Source organism: Protaetiibacter intestinalis, from assembly GCF_003627075.1.
Lineage (GTDB): Bacteria > Actinomycetota > Actinomycetes > Actinomycetales > Microbacteriaceae > Homoserinibacter > Homoserinibacter intestinalis.
The window spans coordinates 1,483,440-1,503,014 of sequence record NZ_CP032630.1; the positions used below are offsets into that span (position 1 = coordinate 1,483,440).

The following is a 19,575-nucleotide window of genomic DNA, read 5'->3' on the forward strand; positions in this document are numbered from 1 at the left end:
GATGCCGCAGCCGGGCGGCGGTCCGCCCGCGGGCGCGGAGGGTCGCCACCTCCGCGCCCGCTACCGCCGCATCATGCGCTTCGCGACGCGCGCCTTCGTGCAGGCCTGGTGGTTCGAGCTCGTGCTGCCGCGCGTCGGCCTCGCCGGGCTCGCGGAGCGCGGCCGCGCGCGGCGGCTGCAGCGGCTGGCGCGACGGTTCCACGGCCTCGCCGTCGACCTCGGCGGGCTCATGATCAAGGTCGGGCAGTTCCTCTCCTCGCGCCTCGACGTGCTGCCGCCCGAGATCACGAAAGAGCTCGAGGGCCTGCAGGACGAGGTCGCCGCCGAGCCGTTCGATCGCATCCGCGCCCAGACGGAGGCGGAGCTCGGCATCCCGCTCGACGTGGCGTTCGTGGCGTTCGACCCGGTGCCGATCGCGGCGGCATCCCTCGGGCAGGCGCACCGCGCGCAGCTGTCGCCCGGCATCGCCGCCGACGTCGGCTTCACGGATGTCGTGGTGAAGGTGCAGCGCCCCGGCATCGAGGAGGTCGTGGGCGTCGACCTCGCGGCGCTGCGGCGGGTGGGGCGGTGGCTCGCGCGCGTGCGGCTCGTGTCGTCGCGGGTGGACGCGCCCGCGCTCGTGGAGGAGTTCGCCGCCACGAGCCTCGCCGAGATCGACTACCTGCACGAGGCGGGCAACGCCGAGCGCTTCGCCGCCGACTTCGCCGACGACCCCCGCGTCGCCGCGCCCGTCGTCGTGTGGGACCGCACCTCGCTGCGCGTGCTCACCCTCTCCGACGTCACCGCCATCAAGATCACGGACGTCACGGCGCTCGCCGCGGCCGGCATCGACCCGGCCGCGGTCGCGCAGGAGCTCGCGCGGGCCACCTTCCAGCAGATCTTCGTGGCCGGCTTCTTCCACGCCGACCCGCATCCGGGCAACATCTTCGTCACGCCGGGCGAGTCCGGCACGGGCGGCGACTGGCACCTCACCTTCGTCGACTTCGGCATGATGGGCGAGATCTCGGATGCGCTGCGCGCGGGCCTGCGCGAGTTCATCCTCGCGGTGGTCGCCCGCGACGGACGCGCCCTCGTCACCTCGCTCGAGCGCCTCGGCGTGCTGCTGCCGGGCGCCGACACCGACGAGCTGGAGCGCGTCATGTCGGCGTCGTTCGACCGCTTCGGCGGCATGGGCGTCGCCGAGCTGCACGACCTCGACCCGCGCGAGCTGGAGGCGTTCGCGAGGCAGTTCGGCGACACGATCCGCTCGCTGCCGTTCCAGCTGCCCGAGAACTTTCTGCTGCTCATCCGCACCATCTCCCTCATCTCGGGCGTCACGAGCGCACTCAACCGCGACTTCAACATGTGGGATGCGGTCGACCCGTTCGCCCGCGCGGTGCTGAGCCGCTCCGGCTTCGACGTGCGCGAGCTCGGCCAGCGCGCCCTCGGCTACGCGACCACGCTCGGCCGCCTGCCGCGCCGCCTCGACGAGCTCGCCACGCGCATCGACCGCGGGCAGCTGGCGGTGCGGGCACCCGGCGTCGAGCGCCGCCTCGCCTCGCTCGAGCGGATGCTCGCCCGCCTCATCTCGGCGATCGTCTTCGCGGCGATGCTCTTCACCGGCGTGCTGCTTGTGCGGGCGGATGAGGTGCTCGGCTGGTTCCTCATGGTCGCCGCCGTCGTGCCCCTCGGCCACGTGCTGCTCACCTTCCGCCGCCTCTGAGCCCGGCGCGTCGGCCGCCCACTCGGGCACCCCCGGATCGTGCGGGGATCGTCGCGTCCCGAACCCGGTCGCGCGCCTCACGCACGGCCGCATTGACGGAGTCCGCGTCGAGCGCTCCGGTGTAGCGCATCCCGTCGATGAAGAAGGCCGGCGCCTCGAGCAGGTGCATGGCGCGTGCGTCCGACGTGTCCTCGTCGACCCGCGAACGTCCGACCTCCGCCGCGAGGTCCCGCTCGAATCGTCGCAGGTTGAGGCCGGCGGCCGCGGCGGCGCGGCGGAGCTGTCGCGGATCCCGAAGGGGCGCCTCGCTCAGCAGGGCATCGCGCATCTCCCAGAACCTGCCCTGTTCCGCGCCGGCCTCGTTGGCCAGTGCGGCGTGGCGCTCGAGCGGTTCACTCGAGGGAAGATGGCGGAACGCGTATGCGACGTCCGTGCCGAACCTCCGCGACATCTCCGAACGCATCTCGTGCGAGGCCGCGGCGAAGGGTGACGCGTAGCCGCCGTATTCGACGACGGTCACGAGCGCCGCATCCGCATCTCCGATGACGCGGTCGCGGTGCGCGTCGAAGGCGGGGCTCAGCCGCGCCCGATCGGGAGCGTGGCTGCGCTCACGACGACCGAGGATGCCGAACACCACCGCGCCGAGCACCGCGGCGAGAAGCGTGGCGGCGAGCACGCCGATCTGCGCGCTGCTGACCTGACCCGGATCGGCGAACGCCAGCTCGGTCACGAACAGGGAGATCGTGAAGCCCATGCCCGCGAGCACGCTCACCGCGAAGACATGCGGCATCCGCACGGCGTCGCCGAGAGCATCCGGTCGAGCGCGGAGCATGATCCAGCTGGCGAGGGAGATGGCGACGATCTTCCCCACGACCAGGCCGAGGACGATTCCCCAGGTGAGCCGCGACCCGGCGGCCTCGGCGAGTGTTTCGGGGGTGATGCGCACACCCGCGTTGGCGAGCGCGAAGAGCGGCAGGATCAGCCAGGTCACGTACGGGGTGAGGGCACGATGGGCGCGTTCGTTGACCGAGATCGTGCGTGCGAGTGATTCCTCGGCGGTGCGCGCCGAACCCGCCGAAGGGGCGAGCTGGAACGCCCGGACATGGTCCTGAGCGTGACGGACGTCGGCCGAGCGGGCGGAGAAGATCGGCAGCAGGAGCGCGATCGCCACCCCCGCGAGCGTCGCGTGCACGCCGGAGAGCAGGAACCCGACCCAGACCACGATCGACGGGATCAGATAGAGCGTGCCGCGCCAGACTCCGCACAGACGCATGACCCCGATGGCGGCGAGCCCGGCGGCGGCGAGCAGCAGCGGGAACGGATCGAAGTGATCCGTGTAGGCGAACGCGATGACGGCAAGGGCACCCACGTCGTCGGCGACCGCGAGCGTCACGAGGAACACGCGCAGCTGGGGCGGCATCCCGCGCCCGACCAGGGCGAGCATCCCGAGCACGAACGCGGTGTCGGTCGACACCACCACTCCCCAACCGTGGACCGCCTCGGTGCCCCACGTCACCGCCAAGAAGACGAGCGCCGGAATGACGAGACCTGCGACGGCGGCGACCACCGGCACGCTGGCGCGGCGCCAGTCGCGCAGTTCGCCGAGCTCGAGCTCGCGACGCACCTCGAGGGTCACGTGCGCGAAGAACAGCGCCATCACGGCGTCGTTGATCCAGTGCCGCAGGTCGAGGCGGAACGTGTAGCCGCCCACCTCGAATCCGAGCGGCAGGTGCCAGAAGGATGCGTAGCCCTCGCCCGGCAGATTCGCCCACGTGAGCGCGACGAGGGTCGCCGCGATGAGCACCACGGCGCCGCGGAGCGCGACCGGGCTGCGTCGGATGCGGGTGATCAGCTCCGTCATGTCATCTGCTCCCCGTCGGGAGGAGCACGACCTCGGCGAGGTTCGCCTCGGGGGGCAAGGCCGCAGCGAGGGCGATCACGGCAGCGATCGACTTCGGGGTGACCGGCGCATGGGCACGTCCCTGCCGGGGATCGCGCACCGGACTCTCGTCGACACCCGCGCTCGGGTGGAAGCCGGGCGCGACGACATGCACGCGCATCCCGCGCGGCCCGTACTCGTCGCGCAGCGTTCGACCGAGCTGTGCGATCGCCGCCGACACCGCGTTGAACACGGCGAAACGGGGTGAGTGCGACTCCTCGCTGATGGCGCCGAGCAGCACCAGGTCCGCCGCCGTGCCGGAGCTCGCGGCGTCGAGCAGCGGCTGCGTGAAGGTCTGGGTCGTGTGGAGGAGGCCGCGCAGGTTGACGTCGATCATCTCCGCCCAGTCGGCCGGTACGCCGTCCTCGAACGCGGACCCCATGATCGCCCCGGAGAGCACGACGACGAGGTCGACGCGCCCGAAGGCCTCGAGTGCGGCGGCACGGGCGTCGTCCACCTCCAGTTGAGAGGTCACATCGGCCGCGACGGCGAGTACTCGTCCGCCGGCATCGAGTTCGCTCTCGAGCTGTTCGAGTCGCGCGAGATCGCGGGCGATGATGACGACCGAGCTGCCCGCGTCCAGGAGGTGCCGACTGAGCGCGCGTCCGATCCATCCGGTCGCGCCCAAGATCACGGCGACCCTTCCCGCGAGCACGCCGGGCGCGCCGAGGGAGCGCACCCTTTCGAGACTCGCCGTGTGGAGGGAGGTGGCCGGGTGGGTCGTCGACTGGGCGTCCATGCGTCCAGCCAAGCCGCAGAGGTGGCGCGAGTGTGAGGGCGATCCTGCGATGCTCTTGCCCGATCCTGCCGATTCGGCCAGGATTCGGCGCTACTCCGCGTCGCCCCACTTGTCGCGGGGCACGACGTACCAGTTGGCACCGCCGTCGGTCGAGCGCACCACGTTCGAGGCCTCGTCGGGGTCGAACATGGCGAAGCCGATCGCGAGCGTCCTGCCCATCCGCTGCACGGGGGTGCCGGGCACGTGCAGACCCCACAGCACCTCGGACGCGGATGCGGCATCCGCCTCCGCGGGGCCCTGCGGCGCGCGCCGCATCCGGCGCACCACGAGCCCCGCCGCGACGATCACGCCGACGAGCTCGACCACCACGACGAGCGCCACGGGGAACCCGGGCGCGGTGTCGGCGACGAACGGCATGTCGCGAGCGTAGGCGATCCGCCCGCGGGCGCGTGACGGAGGCCGGCCGCCGCGCGGGCGACCGGCCTCCGGTTCTCGGGCGGTGGCTCAGGCCCCCGTCAGGTTCCAGAGGTGATCGGCCGTGCCGGTGTCACCCCACTGGAGCACCTGGGCGCCCGAGCTCGTGCTCATGTTGGTCACCCCGAGCACGAGACCGCTGTTGGCGTTGCGGATCTTGTAGTGCCCCGCCCCGTCCGACACGAACGTCCAGAAGTGGTCGGCGGTGCCCGTGTTGTTCCACACGAGCGCCGACGCCCCCTGACTCGTCGAGGCGTTCTGGATGCCGAGCACGAGACCGCTCGCCTTGTTCACGATCCGGAACTGGCCGTTGCCCGCATCCTGCAGCGTCCACACCTGCGTGGTCGAGGTGCTCGCGGTCGACTGCACGGCGAGGGTGCCGGCGGTCGTGCCCGCGTTCTGGGTGGCGAGCCGCAGGCCGCTGTTCTGGTTCGTGATGCGGTAGTCGCCGGCGAGCGACGCTGTCGCGGAACCGAGCGTCCACAGGTGATCCTCGGTGCCGTTGTCGGGCCACTGGAGCACCTGGGCGCCCGAGCTCGTGCTCATGTTGGTCACCCCGAGCACGAGACCGCTGTTGGCGTTGCGGATCTTGTAGTGCCCCGCCCCGTCCGACACGAACGTCCACAGGTGGTCGGTCGTGCCGTTGTCGCCCCAGATGAGCGCGGACGCCCCCTGGCTCGTCGAGGCGTTCTGGATGCCGAGCACCAGGCCGCTCTTCGAGTTGACGATCTTGTACTGGCCGTTCCCCGCATCCGTCACGTTCCACACCTGCGAGGTGCTGGAGCCGTTCGCGGTCGCCTGCTGCACGAGCGTGCCGGCCGAGGTGCCCGACCCCGCGGTGTCGAGCGGCAGGCCGCTGTGCACGTTGGTGATGCGGTAGGTGCCGGCGACGCCCGTCGACCCGCCGCCGGATCCCGGGGTCACGGTGACGCGGTAGGCGTCGTTCGTGGTCGCGGTGATCGGCACCGTGATGCTGCCGTTGACGGGCGTGTAGGTGGCGGTCGAGAGGGTCGTGGCGCCTGACGACGCCACGGTGCGGCCGAGCGACTGGGTGCGCTCCACCTTGACGGTCACCGTGCTGCCGAGGCTCAGCGAGCCGAGCCCGTTGATCTGCACGGCCGTGTCGCCCGAGCCGCCGCCGACGATGACACTCACCGTCTTCTTGTCGGCGCTCACGGATGCCGCCCCGTCGATGCCCGTCGACGCGTTCGGCGGCGTCGTGACGACCATGTTGCCGCTCATCTGGGCGTACCAGGTGTACAGCCAGTAGGCCGCGTTGGGGCTGCCGCCGCGGCTCGTGAGCAGGTCGCCGAGGGTGCCCGACTGGTTCCAGAACGCGAGCTCGGCGCGCGTGATGCCGTAGCGCTCGAACTTCGCGATGTAGCCGACGAGCGGCCCCGGCAGCCCGACCTCGGCCGGTGCCGCGTACTCCTCGATGTCGATCGGGCGCTGGCTGATGCCGAGGTCCGAGAGGATGCCGTTCACGGTCTGCAGGTCGGTGATGAGCTTGCCCGAGCGGATGAGCTCGTGCCACGCCAGGATGTCGGGCAGGGTGCCCGTGTTCTTGGCGTTCTGCAGGAAGGTGCGCATCGTCGAGATGTTGTCCGAGAAGCTCGGACCCTGGATGGGCTTGGTCGCGTCGATCTTCTTGATCTCCTGCACGGTGCGCGTCCAGAAGTCCTCGAAGGTGCCGTTGGAGGCCAGCCACGTGTTGTCCGACTCGTTCCACGGCGCGTAGGCGACGACCGAGGAGTAGTACGGCGAGTTCTTGATCTGCGTGACCATGTCGCGCACGGTCGCGAGCCAGGTGTCCCACGAGAACTGGTACGGCCAGCCGGCGTAGTAGTCCGACATCCGCAGCACGAGCTTGGCGCCCGCCCGCTGGGCCTTCGAGGCGACCACGAGGATGTCGCCCGTGCCCTGCTGGTGACCGCCGGGCGGCATCTGCACGAAGGTGTTCGGCTTGATCGCCTGCACGAGCGCGTCGGACGGGGTGTTCGCGTCGGCCAGACCGTAGAGGCTTCCGGTGGCCACGTAGCTCACCGGCCTCAGCGTCTGGTCGGCGCTGACGACGAGTGTCGTCGTCGCGGCGGCGGCGGGGGATGCGGTCAGACCGACCCCCGTCACCGCGAGGAGCGTGCCGAGCAGCAGTGCTGCCGCCCGGCGCCGGGACGTCGGCGCGTCCGCGGTGGTGGTGCTTCGCATGAAAGCTCCTTTGCTTCCGATGTGGTGCGCGACGGATGCCGCGCAGTCCCGGCGGGGGCCGGGACGTCTGGTCAGCGCACGGTCGGGATCCAGACGCGCATCGTCGAGGGGCCGCGGTTGGCCCAGTCCTTGTAGGGGCGCAGCCGAGCGCGGATGCCGTCCGCCGGCGCGAGCGGCAGGTCGGCGTCGGTGCGCACGCGCAGCGCGACCTCGGCGCCGTCGGCCGTCGCGATGACGGGCGCGGCCTCGTCGAGCTCGACGTGTTCGACGTCGACGCCGTCCGGCAGGTCGACGTCTTCGAGGGCGAGCACGAGCGGGCCGCGCTCCACCGCGAGCTGGCCGCGCACGGCGTCGACGCGGGGGTCGGGCGCGGTGAGGCGCGGCTCGAGCGGCAGCACGAGCTCGAGCTGCTCGCCCGGTGCGAAGACCCGGCGGGCGGTCGCGTAGCCGGGGGAGGCGGGTGCGGTCGCACCGGCCGCCGTGAACGTCGCGCCGTCGGCCCAGCCGGGCACCCGCAGCGCGATGCCGACCTCGGCATCCGGGGCCTCGAGCACCGTCACACGCACCCGGCCGTCGTGCGGGTAGGCCGTCTCGACGCGCACCGCGAGCGCCCCCGCGTCGAGCTGCACGCGCACCTCGCCCGTCACGAACTGATGCAGCTGCAGCGCCGCACCGTCGGTGGTCGCCACGTAGCCGGCGAGCGAGGCGAGGGTGCGCGCCACGTTGGTGGGGCAGCACGACACCTCGAACCAGGGCGCGCGCATGCTCGCCTCGGCGCGCTCGCTGAGCTCGTCGTCGGCGTTCGGATGCGTGCGCACCCGCTGGTGCAGGGTGTTGGCGTAGTAGAACGCGCGACCGTCGTGCCGCGGCGACACGAGCACGGCGTTGAGGAGGGTGCGCTCGAGCTGGTCGGCGTAACCGGCGTCGCCGGTTCGCAGCAGCAGCCGCCAGGCCACCATGACGGAGCCGATCGCGGCGCAGGTCTCGGCGTAGGCGCGGTCGGCGGGCAGCTCGTAGTCTTCGCCGAACTCCTCGTTCTGGTGGTGCGATCCGACGCCGCCGGTGAGGTAGCTGCGGCGCTCGATGGAGCGTCGGTACTGCGCCTCGACGGCGGACGCGAGCTCGTCGTCGCCCGTCTCGTCGGCCACGTCGAGTGCGCCGGCCGAGAGGTAGAGGGCGCGCACCGCGTGGCCGCGCAGCACCTCGGCGTCGCGCACCGGCACGTCGTCCTGGAAGTAGTCGCTGCCCTGGAAGAGCGTGGTCGCGAGGGTGCGGTGCCCGCGGCGCTCGACGAACAGACGGGCGAGTTCGAGGTGGCGGGGCTCGCCCGTGGCCCGGGAGAACTCGGCGAGCGCCACCTCGATCTCGGCGTGGCCGCAGATCGCGTCGCGGCCGTCCGGGCCGAACGCCTCCCAGAGGTGGTCGGCCACCCGGCGGGCGATCGCGGGCAGCTCGTCGTCGTGGCCCGTGCGCAGCCGGGCGACCGCCGCCTGCAGCAGGTGCCCCGCGCAGTACAGCTCGTGCCCCCACTCGAGGTCGGAGTAGCGGGCACGCTGACCGGGATGCCCGAAGCTCGTGTTGATGTAGCCGTCGGCATCCTGGGCAGCGGCGACCCGCGCGACGAGCGCGTCGTAGCGTTCCGCGAGCGCGGGGTCGTCGCGGCGGCCGAGCTCCCAGGCCATCGCCTCGAGCAGCTTGTAGACCTCCGAGTCGACGAACTCGATGCCCGCGTGCTCGCCGTCGGCGGTGCCCGCGATCCGGTCGAAGTTCGCGATCCAGCCGATCCGCTCCATCCAGCCGAGGCAGTGGTCGATGATGGCGCGCGCGTTGAGCTCCTGCAGCCCGCCCCACAGCCCTCCCGTGATGCGCACCTCGGCGAGGCCGAGCGGGCGCAGCGCCCCGTGGCGCGGGGAGACCGGCCCGCTCGGGGCGGGCGGGGCGGATGCGGTGATGCTCACGTGGGTCCTGTCGTCGAACGCGGAGGAGGATCCCGGTTCGATTTTGCCGCTTGCATCGTCGAACCGGTTCGATTACCGTAGCCCCCACATCGACCGGATTCAAGCCCGGTTTTCGTCGGATTCGACGCGGCTCTCGCGTTCGACCACGAAATCCGGCAGAATCTGGACTCGAATGGCCCCAGATTGATCGAATCGGTTCGAAGGAGAACGGCGCGTGGCGACCATCGGCGACGTGGCGAAGGCCGCGGGAGTGTCCCGCAGCACCGTCTCGTACGCGCTGTCGGGCAAGCGCGCGATCTCCGGCGAGACCCGTGAGCGCATCGAGGAGGCGATCCGCGAGCTCGGGTTCACCCCGAACGCCGGAGCCCGCGCGCTCGCCACGAGCCAGACCAAGGTCATCGGCCTGCTCGTCCAGTTCTTCCGGGACGAGTTCTCGCCCGCCATGCTGCAGTACGTCCTGCCGATCTCGGACGCCGCCCGCGAGGCCGGCTACGACATCCTCATGGTCACCGAGGACGACGGGCCGCGCGCGCTCAAGCGCATCACCGACTCCGACATGGTCGACGGCGTCGTGCTGCTCAACGTCGCCGAGCACGACGCGCGCGTGCCGCTGCTGCGCGGCGCACGGCAGCCCGGCGCCCTCGTCGGCATGCCGCACGACACCGAGGGCCTCGACGTCTTCGACCTCGACTTCGGCGAGGCCGCCCGCATGCTCGTCGACCACCTGCACGAGCTCGGGCACCGCGAGATCGTGCTGATCTCGCCCAACGAGCACGTCATCACCCGCGGCGGCGCCTACGTGTGGCGCTTCCGCAACGCGGCGCTCGAGCGGGGCGCGCGCTACGGACTGCGGATGCACTCCTACTACGGCGAGTCGCAGCAGCCCGCGATCACCGAGGCGTGGAACCGCATCCTCGACGAACGCCCCACCGCCACCGCGGTCATCGTGCACAACGACGCGATGATCGCCGCGCTGCCGCCCGTGCTCAACGCGCGCGGCGTCGAGGTGCCGCGCGACCTCTCGGTCGTCGGCATCTTCTCCGAAGACTTCGGTCGACTGTTCTCGCTGCCCTACACGGCCATCGAGACGTCGCCGGACAAGCTGGGCCGCGCTGCGGTTCAGGCGCTCGTGCAGCGGATGCGGGACGGCGAGGGCGCTGCAGCCCCCGTCGTCCGGTTCATTGCACCTGAACTGACGGATCGAGGCAGCACCCGCTGACCCGCGCTGGCGCGGGCGGCATTTTCCGTCGGCACAGCGTCGAACCGGTTCGACAGGAATCACCCAACAGAACACATCCCGAACCCGCACCATTCAGAGAGGAATACCGTGGACAAGAATCGGAAGGCCCGCCTCGTCGGCGCCACCGTGCTGAGCGGCGTCTTCGTCGCCGCCGCACTCACCGGATGCTCCACCCCGTCCGGCGACGACACGTCGTCCGGCTCGACCGAGTACACCCTGTGGGATCCGTACCCCGACCGCGACGCCAGCTCGGACTGGGCGAAGGCGATCGACGCCTGCGCCGCCGACATCGGCATCACGATCAAGCGCAACGCCGGCAACACGGGCGACACGGTCAAGGACCTCACGACCGCAGCCGCCGGCAAGCTGCCCGACATCGCGATGGTCGACAACCCCAAGGTGTCGACGCTCGCCGACGCGGGGCTGCTCACCACGACCGACGACAACGGCCTCGACGTCTCCGACATCCAGGAGAACATCCTCACCGCCGGTGAGATCGACGGGAAGACCTACGGCGTGCCCGTCGGCGCCAACACCCTCGGCCTCTACTACAACCCCGACGTGCTCGAGGCGGCGGGCGTCGACATCGCCTCCGTCGTCGACGGCGCCTCGCTCACCGCGGCGCTCGAGAAGGTCGTGGCATCCGGCCACAAGGGCATCACCTTCTCGGCCGTCGGCACCGAGGAGGGCACCTTCCAGTTCCTCCCGTGGTTCTGGGGTGCCGGCGCCGACCTCACGGCGCTCGACTCCTCCGAAGCGGAGTCGGCCCTGTCGCTGTGGACCGGATGGGTCAGCGACGGCCTCGCGCCGCAGTCGGTGCTGCAGAACACGCAGGGCACCAGCTGGGACGAGTTCAAGACGGGCGAGTTCGGCTTCGCCGAGAACGGCTCGTGGTTCAAGTCGCAGGCGGACGAGGCCGGCTACGGCGTCATCCAGATCCCCGGCGAGGACGGCAAGGCCGCCCCGGCACCGACCGGCGGCGAGTTCATCACCATCCCGATCCAGAAGGACACCTCGCGGTACGCGACCTCCGTCAAGATCGTGAAGTGCCTGACCGAGGGGAACAACGGTGCCGACTCCCTCGGCTACATCGCGCCGACCGCCGCGGGGCAGCAGGCGCAGCTCGCCGCCGACCCGAGCCTGCAGTTCTGGGTGACGGCCGTCGGCGACGCCAAGCCGCGCACCGCCGACAACCTCGGCGTCTCGTACGGCATCATCTCGGAGCAGGTCTACACCGCCATCCAGAACGCGCTCTCGGGAGGCTCGAGCCCGGCCGACGCCCTCGCCGCCGCGCAGAAGGCCGCCGCGGCGAAGCTCGGCTGAGCACCGCACCACCCCGCCCGCACCAGATCACCGGAGACACCTGATGACCACGATGCACACCGCACCACGCACCGGTGCGGGCGGGGAGCTGTGCCACGACGGGAGGGCGGCGGGGGAGACCCGCGCCGCCCTCCCGCGCCGGGCGCCCGACGAGCGCAGCGCCCGGCAGCGGCGGCAGCGGCTGCGCGAGCAGCTCGTCGCGTGGGCGTTCATCGCCCCCGTCGCGATCTACATGGTCGTCTTCTACGCCTACCCGCTGCTGCGCAACCTCGACCTGAGCTTCCGCGACTACACGCTCGCCTCGTTCATCACGGGCGAGGCGCCGTGGGTCGGCATCGCCAACTACATCGAGATCCTCGGCAGCCCCACCTTCGGCCCGGCGCTGTGGAACACCGTCGTGTTCACCTTCGGCTCGATCATCGTGCAGTTCGCGATCGGCCTCGCGCTCGCGGTGTTCTTCTACCGGCGGTTCCCGCTCGCCACCACCCTGCGCGCGCTGTTCCTCGTGCCGTGGCTGCTGCCGCTGCTCGTCTCGGCCTCGGTGTGGGCGTGGATGCTCAACTCCGACTCGGGGATCGTCAACTCCGCGCTCGCCGTGCTCGGCATCCCGCAGGTGAACTGGCTCACCTCGCCGCAGTGGTCCATGACGGGCGTGCTGCTCGCCAACATCTGGATCGGCATCCCGTTCAACCTCGTCATCATGTACTCGGGGCTGCAGAACATCCCCTCCGAGATCTACGAGGCCTCCTCGCTCGACGGCGCCAACGGCTGGCAGACCTTCTGGCGCATCACCTTCCCGATGCTGCGGCCCGTCTCGGCCATCACCCTGCTGCTCGGCCTCGTCTACACGCTCAAGGTCTTCGACATCATCTGGATCATGACCCGGGGCGGCCCCGGCGACTCGTCGACCACCTTCGCGATCTGGTCGTACCGGCTCGGCTTCGGCGGCGGATCCCCGGACCTCAGCCCGGCCGCCGCGGTCGGCAACCTGCTGATCCTCATCGCCTTCGTCTTCGGCATCATCTACATCCGCACCCAGCGCAGCACGGAGGACGCGTCGTGAACGCCCGCACCACGCGCATCCTGACGAGCGCCATCGGGGTCGTGCTGACCGCGATCATGCTGTTCCCGCTGTACTGGATGGTGAACGTCTCGCTGACCCAGCCCGAGCGGCTGCGCAAGGACCCGCCCGACATCATCCCGATCACCCCGACCTTCGACGGCTACGCGAAGGTGCTCCAGGACCAGCTGCCGTACCTGTTCTCGAGCCTCGTGGTGGGGCTCGGCACCGTCGTGCTGACCCTCGCGCTCTCGGCACCCGCCGCCTACGCGCTCGCGAAGCTGCGGCCACGCGGCGGCCGGGCGATCGACTTCGTGATGCTCATCGCGCAGATGATCCCCGGCATCATCATGGCGATGGGGTTCTACCTCATCTTCTTCAACTGGGGGCTGCTCGACTCGATCCCCGGCCTCATCCTCGCCGACTCGACGCTCGCGGTGCCGTTCGGCGTGCTCATCTTCACCGCGTTCATGTCCGGCATCCCGGACGAGCTCATCTCGGCGGCGAAGATCGACGGGGCGGGCGCCTGGCGCACCTTCCGCTCGGTCGTGCTGCCGATCAGCCGCAACTCGGTCGTCACGGTCTCGCTCTTCACCTTCCTGTGGGCGTGGTCCGACTTCCTCTTCGCCTCGACGGTCAACCGCGGCGGCGAGCTGCAGCCCATCACGATCGGCATCTACCGCTACATCGGCAACAACACCCAGGACTGGAATGCCATCATGGCCACCGCCGTCGTCGCCTCGATCCCCGCGGCGGTGCTGCTCGTGGTCGCCCAGCGCTACGTCGCGGCCGGCGTGACGGCGGGCGCCGTCAAGTGAGGTCGGTTGCCCTCGCGGATAGATCCACGATCTCATCGCGGATGAAACATCGATCTGAAACCAGATAGAAGCTAGACTTCGACGGTGGCCGGATACCGCGCGCGAATCCTCGAACATGAGCTGGAGCAGCTCATGCGGGTCGTGGGCGCGGTGGCCATCGACGGCGCGAAGGCAGTCGGCAAGACGAGAACGGCTTCCGAATATGCCCAGACGGTGCTCCGTATCGACACCGATGTCGCGACCCGTGCCGCCCTCGAAACCTATCCGGACCAACTCTTCGAGAATCCGACGCCCATTCTCTTCGACGAGTGGCAGGAGGTGCCGCAACTGTGGAACCTCGTGCGACGCGCGGTCGACGATCACGACGGGCGGGGGCTGTATCTGCTGACCGGCTCTGCGCGACCCAGAGATGACGCGCGGTTGCATTCCGGCGCCGGACGCATCGGGCGCCTGACGATGCGTCCGATGAGTCTCCTCGAATCCGGGCACTCGACGGGGGCGGTGAGCCTCGCCGCGCTGCTCGACGGCGACGCGCCTGCGTCCGCCCGCCCGAGCGCCCTGACCGTCCCCGAGATCTTGACGCGGATCGTGATCGGTGGGTGGCCCGACACGCTCGCCCTCGACGAGCCAGACGCTCGCAGGTGGCTCGAGGGCTATCTGGCAAACGTGGTCGAGGTCGACGTGCCGGCGATGGGGCCTCGGCGCGACCCTGCGCGCATCTCCCGACTGCTCGCCGCGCTCGGCCGGGCGGTCGGAACGCCGCTCAAACGGACGGCTCTCGCGGCCGACATCGGGGGTGAGAGGGGGCCCGTCGCAGCGGAAACGTTGACGAACTACCTCGATTCGCTGGAGAGGCTGATGCTCCTGGAGCCGCTGCCCGCGTGGCGACCTCACATGCGGTCGCGCGCGCAGCTGCGCACAAGTGCGGTGCATCACTTCGTCGACCCTGCACTGGGTCTCGCGGCGTTGAGGGTGGGAACTCGGGAGCTGCTGGCCGACCTGAACGCCGCGGGATTCCATTTCGAGTCACTCGTCCTCCGGGATCTGCGTGTGTACGCGCAGTCGTTGGGGGGAACGTTGTCGTCGTGGCGTGACACCCGGACAGGCAGGGAGGTGGACGCCGTCCTCGAGTTGCCGGACGGACGCTGGGCCGCCTTCGAGTTCAAGCTGGGCGAGGCTGCCGCCGACGTGGCCGCCGACGCGCTCATGTCGTTCGCCGAACGAGTCGACGTGGATCGCCATGGTGCGCCCGCGGCCCTCGTCGTGGTGACCGCGGGTCGCTACACACTTCGGCGCCCCGATGGCGTGCTCGTCGTCCCCATCTCGGTGCTCGGGCCGTAGGCGACGGGGACCCGGCTCTCACCTCTCGTCGGGGGCGAGCTCCGACGGCAACCGCTCGTAGCCCTCACGGAGCAGCACGCGCCCCGCCGACTCGATGCGGGCCACATCCTCCCAGCGCACGAGGAACGAGCCGCGGTGCATGAACCGCAGGATGCGGTCCACGATCACCGGCCGCGAGGCGACGGTGCGCTCGTAGCCGAGGAACGAGGCGGCCGAGCGGGGGCTCACGATGAAGCCCACGAGTCGCGCCTGCGAGGGGGTGCCGCCGCCCTCGAGGCGGAAGCGCGCGTCGATGATCCGGCCGACGCGCGTGCCGTCCGCCTCCCGCACCTCGTGCCCGAGCACGTCACTCAGGATCATGGCGACCCCCCGGGATGCGGCCGATGATGTGGTCGCGCACCCAGCGCTCCGGCCAGGTGAGCTCGAGGTCGTCAGCATGCGCGTCGAGGCGGATCGCGATGCCGAGCTCGGCGATCGAACCCCACGGGATCCGGTGCCACCGGCTCGCGGGCGGTCGGCCGCCGAAGATGCGGGTGCCGAGCACCGCGCCGCTCAGCAGGCCGTCGATCACGGGCGGCTCGACCCCCGCGAGGTCGGCGTCGAACGGGATGTCGCTCAGCTCGAGGTCGTCGACCGCCGTCACCGGCACGCCCTCGCGGTCGAGCACCTGCCGGTCGAGCAGGTGCAGTTGCGCGTCGATCACGCGGCCCGCGCGCACCGAGTCGTGCTTCGTCATGCGCCCGCCCCCGTCACGATCATGAGCGGGATGGCGGCGAGCGCCGCCACCAGGATGATCCCGAGGTAGACGAGCGCCATCGCGTTGACCGCCCGGCCGTTCACGGCATCCCCCATGTAGTCGGGGTCGTTCGAGATGATCAGGATCGGCACGTAGGTGAGCGGCAGCGCGACGGCCGAGAACACCACCGAGTACTCGGTGACCGCCACCGGATCGACACCCGTCAGCAGGATCGCGAGTGCCAGGAGCAACCCGACGATCATCACGAGGTGGAACCGCGCGGCCTGGGCGGGCCGGCGGAACTTGCCCCACGACCATCCGAAGTACTGCGCGATCGTGTAGCCGCTCGACAGCGTCGTCTCGAGCGCGGCCCCGAAGAAGGCGGCCAGCATCCCCACCAGCAGGAACGCGAAGGCGATGGTGCCGCCCGCCTCCACGACCGGCAGCACCACCTGCGAGAGCGAGGTCACGGCGATCGCCTGCGGCAGCAGCACGATCGTCGCGGATGCCGCGATCGCGAGCGAGAGCAGCCCGCCGAGCGGGAATCCGACGAGCACGTTGACGCGCGCCTGGCCGAGGTCTTTGCGAGTCCAGCCCTCCTCGATCGCGCCCGAGGAGAAGAAGAACACCTCGTAGGGGGTCATCGCCGCCCCGAACAGGGCGACGGCGTAGTACCAGTAGGTGGCCGGGCTCTCGGATGCGGGGATGCTCGGCTGCAGGGCCTGGTGCGCGAGGGCGCCCCAGTCGGGTCCGAGCATCACGACCGCGACGACGAAGACGATGAGGCTGAGGCCGAGCAGCCCCGCCGCGTTCTCGAGCTGCGAGAACTTGGCGCGCCAGATGACGATCCACACCGCGAACGCGGCGAGCGGCATCCACAACAGCGGGCCGATGCCCGTGACGAGCTGGATGGCGAGCGCGATGCCGCCGATCTCGGCGGCCATCGTCATGAGGTTGATGAAGAAGCTCGCGCCGAGGTTCGCGAGCCCCGCGCGCGGCCCGAGGCGCTCGCGGATGATCTCGAACGTCGCACGGCCGCTCACCGCGGCGACGCGACCCGACATGTTGGCGAACAGGCAGATGCCGACGACGCCCACCACGACGACCCAGGCGAGCGACATGCCGAACCGCGAGCCGACGACCGAGTTGGTCACGAGGTCGCCGATGTCGACGAACCCGCCGATCGCGGTGAGCACGCCGAGGGCGGCGGCGAACAGCTTCTTCACGGCGCCGCCTCCACGAGGGCGGCGCGGGCCGCGGCGAGCCGGTCCGCCCAGCCGCCGGTGGCCTCACCGCGGCCGAGCGCGGCGCGGGCGCCGACCACGGCGTCGAGGGCGTCGCGCAGGGCGGCCTCCACCGCGTCGCGGTTCGCTTCGGCGTCCGGGTCGCCGGGGGTGAGCTCGAGCACGCCGCGGGAGGCGTCGGTCAACTCGGCGATCGCGTCGGCCAGCACGGTGTCGGTCAGCGGCGCGGGCGCCGCGCCGTCGGCGTGCAACTCGAGGGCGAGCACCGACGACCCGGCCGCGGCGACCCCGGCATCCGCCGCGTCGGCGAGCGCGTCGTCGACGGACGCGCACCCCGCGAGCCCCGCCGCGAGCGCGAGCGCGGCTGCGGTGACGACGAGGCGGCGGAGGGGCACCGCTCCACCTTCCTCCGCCCGCCGCCCGTCACCTACTTCCGCCCGCCCCCTTGACGCGGCCCCGCATCCGGTCTAGCGGGTTTCGCAACTCAGGAAACCTCGGCGAAAAGGGCTGCCTCGGGCCCGGATCCCGGCATCCCTCCTGAGTTGCGAACCCCGCCGGTTTCGCAACTCAGGAGAAGTGGGACGGATGCGGGATGAAGCGCCCCGGATCGCGGACATCTCCTGAGTTGCGGAATCGCGGCGCTAGGGACGCGGGTGCCGACCCCGCAGCACCACGACGACGCACACCGCCACGAGGAAGGCGACGAAGAGGATCGAGCCGAGGCGCGGGTCGAGCAGGTGCGCGAGCCACGAGCCGAACGGCGTCACGACGACCGCGGCGGCGCCGAGGGTGAGGCCCGAGCGCAGGTCGGGGTCGAGGTGCCGGCGATGGGTCAGGATGCCGACGACCGTCGTCGGGATCATCATCGCGAGCGAGGTGCCGCGTGCGAGCAGGTCGCCCGCTCCGACGAGCACCTCGAGCCCCGGCACCGCGACGACCCCGCCGCCCACGCCGACGAGCCCGGAGAGGATGCCGGCCACGAGTCCGATGCCGACGAGGGCCGCGCCCGAGGCCCAGGTGATCGCGAGCGCGGAGTCGCGTGAGGGCGGCGAGACGAGCAGCGTCACGATGACGACCGCGATGAAGCCGACGAAGATCCACGGCAGCACGCGGTGCGGGATGCGGTGCAGCAGCCGCACGCCGATCGGCGAGCCGACGACGCTGCCGGCGGCGAGCAGGGCGGCCGCGAGCCAGTGCACCTGACCGCTCAGCGCGTAGACCACCGTGCCCACGACCGAGATCGGCAGCAGGGCGACGAGCGAGGTCGCGGCGGCACGGCGCTGGTCCATGTGGAACGCGGCGACGAGGGCGGGCACGATGACGATGCCGCCGCCCACCCCGAACAGCCCCGACACGAACCCCGTGAGGGCGCCGATCGCGAGCAGCGGCACCACGCCGGGGCGGCCGGGCGCGGGGGAGCTCGTCACCCTCCCATCCTCGCGCAGGCGATGACCCTCGCCACACCGCTAATTTCGTCATACGATATCCCCATGAGCGCGGGCGAGACGATCGACGGCAAGCCGGTCACCGAGGAGCAGATCGCAGCATGGGCCGCCGAGGCCGAGGCGGGGTATGACGTCGAGGCGCTCAAGAGCCGAGGGCGAGGTCGCCCCGGTCGGGGCGCGGAGCCTTCGCAGGTCGTCGCGCTTCGCCTGACCGCGGAGGAGCTCGCCGCGATCGATGCCCGCGCCGCACGGGAGGGGAAGACCCGCTCGGAAGTCATCCGCGATGCTCTTGCGGCATCCGCGGCGTGAAGGTCCACGCATCCGCGCTGAGGCACGGCATCGCGGCCGAGGACTCTGTTCATGCGGCCACCTGGGCTCTCTGGGTCGAAGAGCTGGATGACGAGAACCCCGCGCGTCAGCTTCGTCAGATGATCGATTTGCTTCCGTAGCGACGCCTCAGCGCCAGGTGCCGCGGCCGGTGGCGGCGATGCGCGCCGTGAGCTGGTGGGCGTGCGAGAGCAGGATGCGGCCGAGCTTCTCGACACGCTCCGGGGTGAAGCGGAACTGCACGCCGGTGAGGCTGAGCGCCCACTGCGGGTGCCCCGCGCGCGTGAACACGGCTGCGCCGAGGCCGTAGCTGCCCTCGACGATGAGGCCGGGGTTGAGGGCGTAGCCGTGCTCCTGCGTCTCGGCGAGCCGGGCGCGCAGGCGTTTCTCGCCGTGGGGCGCGCCCCAGCGTTCGGCGAGCTCCGGATGCCGTGCGAAGTACGCGTCGACCTCCGGCGGGGGCAGGAAGGCGAGGATCGCGAGCCCCGCCGAGGCGACTCCGAGCGGGAAGCGCACCCCCTCCGAGAGCACGAACGACCGGATGGGGAAGCTGCCGTCCTCGCGCACGAGGCACACCGTCTCATCCCCCTGGCGCACCGAGAAGAAGGCGCTCTCCTCGGTGACGGCGGCGAGCGAGCGCACGATGTCGCGGGCCAGGTCGGCGACGTCGTAGCGGGCGGCGGCCGCCGTGCCCATGAGGTAGAGCTCGGGCCCGGGAACCCAGAGGCCGGTCTCGCCGTCGCGGTCGACGAACCCCTCGCGGCGCAGCGCGGCGAGCAGGCGGTGCGTCGTCGGGCGGGTCAGCCCGGCGCGGTCCGCGAGCTCGGAGACGCGGATGCCGTCGCCGGTGCGCGCGACGAGCTTGAGCAGCCGGGCGGCGCGGGCGACCGCCTGCGTGCCCCCGGCGCTCGCCGATGTGGACACCGCCGCATCCGAAACGTCCACGATGTGGACGCTACGCCCGCCGGGTTCCACATCGCAAGGCCCCGCTTCGCCGCGCCGCGCGCCCGGCGCAGGATGGCCC

General features: G+C 71.2%; 18 protein-coding genes. 7 read left to right on the plus strand and 11 right to left on the minus strand.

The window, feature by feature from the left end; translation table 11 throughout:
• Position 1: 1 nt before the first annotated feature.
• Entirely contained in the window at positions 2–1,702 is a 1,701-nt protein-coding gene (locus tag D7I47_RS06985) for an ABC1 kinase family protein (RefSeq protein WP_120762371.1), read from the plus strand.
• Here the strand turns inward: D7I47_RS06985 and nhaA are convergent.
• The 5 genes from nhaA to D7I47_RS07010 form a co-directional block, all read right to left on the minus strand.
• Positions 1,683–3,563 carry a Na+/H+ antiporter NhaA gene (gene nhaA / locus D7I47_RS06990; RefSeq protein WP_120762372.1) on the minus strand — a complete coding sequence of 627 codons (1,881 nt, stop codon included), beginning with the start codon at positions 3,561–3,563 and terminating at the stop codon, positions 1,683–1,685. The two genes, D7I47_RS06985 and nhaA, sit on opposite strands and share 20 nt — an antisense overlap.
• Position 3,564: 1 nt before the next feature.
• Positions 3,565–4,380, minus strand: coding sequence for an SDR family oxidoreductase (locus tag D7I47_RS06995; protein ID WP_120762373.1), 816 nt, complete (start codon positions 4,378–4,380; stop codon positions 3,565–3,567).
• Between the two features lie 90 nt (positions 4,381–4,470).
• The gene (locus D7I47_RS14755; protein WP_157981659.1) at positions 4,471–4,797 is read right to left on the minus strand and encodes a hypothetical protein; all 327 of its coding nucleotides are present in this window, start codon (positions 4,795–4,797) and stop codon (positions 4,471–4,473) included.
• An 87-nt stretch (positions 4,798–4,884) separates the two neighbouring features.
• Positions 4,885–7,059 (minus strand): RICIN domain-containing protein, encoded by a 2,175-nt coding sequence (locus D7I47_RS07005; protein ID WP_120762374.1) that lies wholly within the window; start codon positions 7,057–7,059, stop codon positions 4,885–4,887.
• Between the two features lie 71 nt (positions 7,060–7,130).
• A complete protein-coding gene (locus D7I47_RS07010) occupies positions 7,131–9,017 on the minus strand; it encodes a glycoside hydrolase family 127 protein (RefSeq protein ID WP_120762375.1) in 1,887 nt (628 codons plus the stop codon).
• A gap of 214 nt (positions 9,018–9,231) precedes the next feature.
• Here D7I47_RS07010 and D7I47_RS07015 point away from each other — a divergent pair, with 214 nt between their 5' ends.
• The 5 genes from D7I47_RS07015 (at position 9,232) to D7I47_RS07035 (ending at position 14,799) form a co-directional block, all read left to right on the plus strand.
• Positions 9,232–10,236: a LacI family DNA-binding transcriptional regulator gene (locus D7I47_RS07015; protein ID WP_120762376.1), complete on the plus strand. Its 1,005-nt coding sequence runs from the start codon at positions 9,232–9,234 to the stop codon at positions 10,234–10,236.
• Between the two features lie 108 nt (positions 10,237–10,344).
• Positions 10,345–11,580 (plus strand): sugar ABC transporter substrate-binding protein, encoded by a 1,236-nt coding sequence (locus D7I47_RS07020; protein ID WP_120762377.1) that lies wholly within the window; start codon positions 10,345–10,347, stop codon positions 11,578–11,580.
• Positions 11,581–11,623: 43 nt separating this feature from the next.
• Complete coding sequence (locus D7I47_RS07025; RefSeq protein WP_227000927.1) at positions 11,624–12,643, plus strand: carbohydrate ABC transporter permease; 1,020 nt, start codon at positions 11,624–11,626, stop codon at positions 12,641–12,643.
• A gap of 56 nt (positions 12,644–12,699) precedes the next feature.
• Complete coding sequence (locus D7I47_RS07030; protein ID WP_120763856.1) at positions 12,700–13,458, plus strand: carbohydrate ABC transporter permease; 759 nt, start codon at positions 12,700–12,702, stop codon at positions 13,456–13,458.
• A gap of 84 nt (positions 13,459–13,542) precedes the next feature.
• Positions 13,543–14,799, plus strand: a complete 1,257-nt coding sequence (locus D7I47_RS07035; RefSeq protein WP_120762378.1) for an ATP-binding protein — start codon at positions 13,543–13,545, stop codon at positions 14,797–14,799.
• Positions 14,800–14,817: 18 nt separating this feature from the next.
• Here the strand turns inward: D7I47_RS07035 and D7I47_RS07040 are convergent, their stop codons facing one another.
• From D7I47_RS07040 to D7I47_RS07060, 5 genes are all read right to left on the minus strand, one after another.
• Positions 14,818–15,159: a PRC-barrel domain containing protein gene (locus D7I47_RS07040; protein WP_120762379.1), complete on the minus strand. Its 342-nt coding sequence runs from the start codon at positions 15,157–15,159 to the stop codon at positions 14,818–14,820.
• Complete coding sequence (locus D7I47_RS07045) at positions 15,146–15,535, minus strand: hypothetical protein (protein ID WP_120762380.1); 390 nt, start codon at positions 15,533–15,535, stop codon at positions 15,146–15,148. Before D7I47_RS07045 ends, D7I47_RS07040 begins: the two co-directional genes overlap by 14 nt.
• The gene (locus D7I47_RS07050) at positions 15,532–16,761 is read right to left on the minus strand and encodes an Nramp family divalent metal transporter (RefSeq protein WP_120762381.1); all 1,230 of its coding nucleotides are present in this window, start codon (positions 16,759–16,761) and stop codon (positions 15,532–15,534) included. The genes D7I47_RS07045 and D7I47_RS07050 overlap by 4 nt, the downstream gene beginning before the upstream one ends.
• Positions 16,758–17,174, minus strand: a complete 417-nt coding sequence (locus D7I47_RS07055; RefSeq protein WP_120762382.1) for a hypothetical protein — start codon at positions 17,172–17,174, stop codon at positions 16,758–16,760. The genes D7I47_RS07050 and D7I47_RS07055 overlap by 4 nt, the downstream gene beginning before the upstream one ends.
• Before the next feature lie 246 nt (positions 17,175–17,420).
• Positions 17,421–18,206, minus strand: coding sequence for a sulfite exporter TauE/SafE family protein (locus tag D7I47_RS07060; protein WP_120762383.1), 786 nt, complete (start codon positions 18,204–18,206; stop codon positions 17,421–17,423).
• A gap of 63 nt (positions 18,207–18,269) precedes the next feature.
• Here D7I47_RS07060 and D7I47_RS07065 point away from each other — a divergent pair, with 63 nt between their 5' ends.
• Complete coding sequence (locus tag D7I47_RS07065; RefSeq protein WP_120762384.1) at positions 18,270–18,533, plus strand: ribbon-helix-helix protein, CopG family; 264 nt, start codon at positions 18,270–18,272, stop codon at positions 18,531–18,533.
• A 147-nt stretch (positions 18,534–18,680) separates the two neighbouring features.
• Here the strand turns inward: D7I47_RS07065 and D7I47_RS07075 are convergent, their stop codons facing one another.
• Positions 18,681–19,475, minus strand: coding sequence for an IclR family transcriptional regulator (locus tag D7I47_RS07075; protein WP_120762385.1), 795 nt, complete (start codon positions 19,473–19,475; stop codon positions 18,681–18,683).
• Positions 19,476–19,575 lie beyond the last annotated feature (100 nt).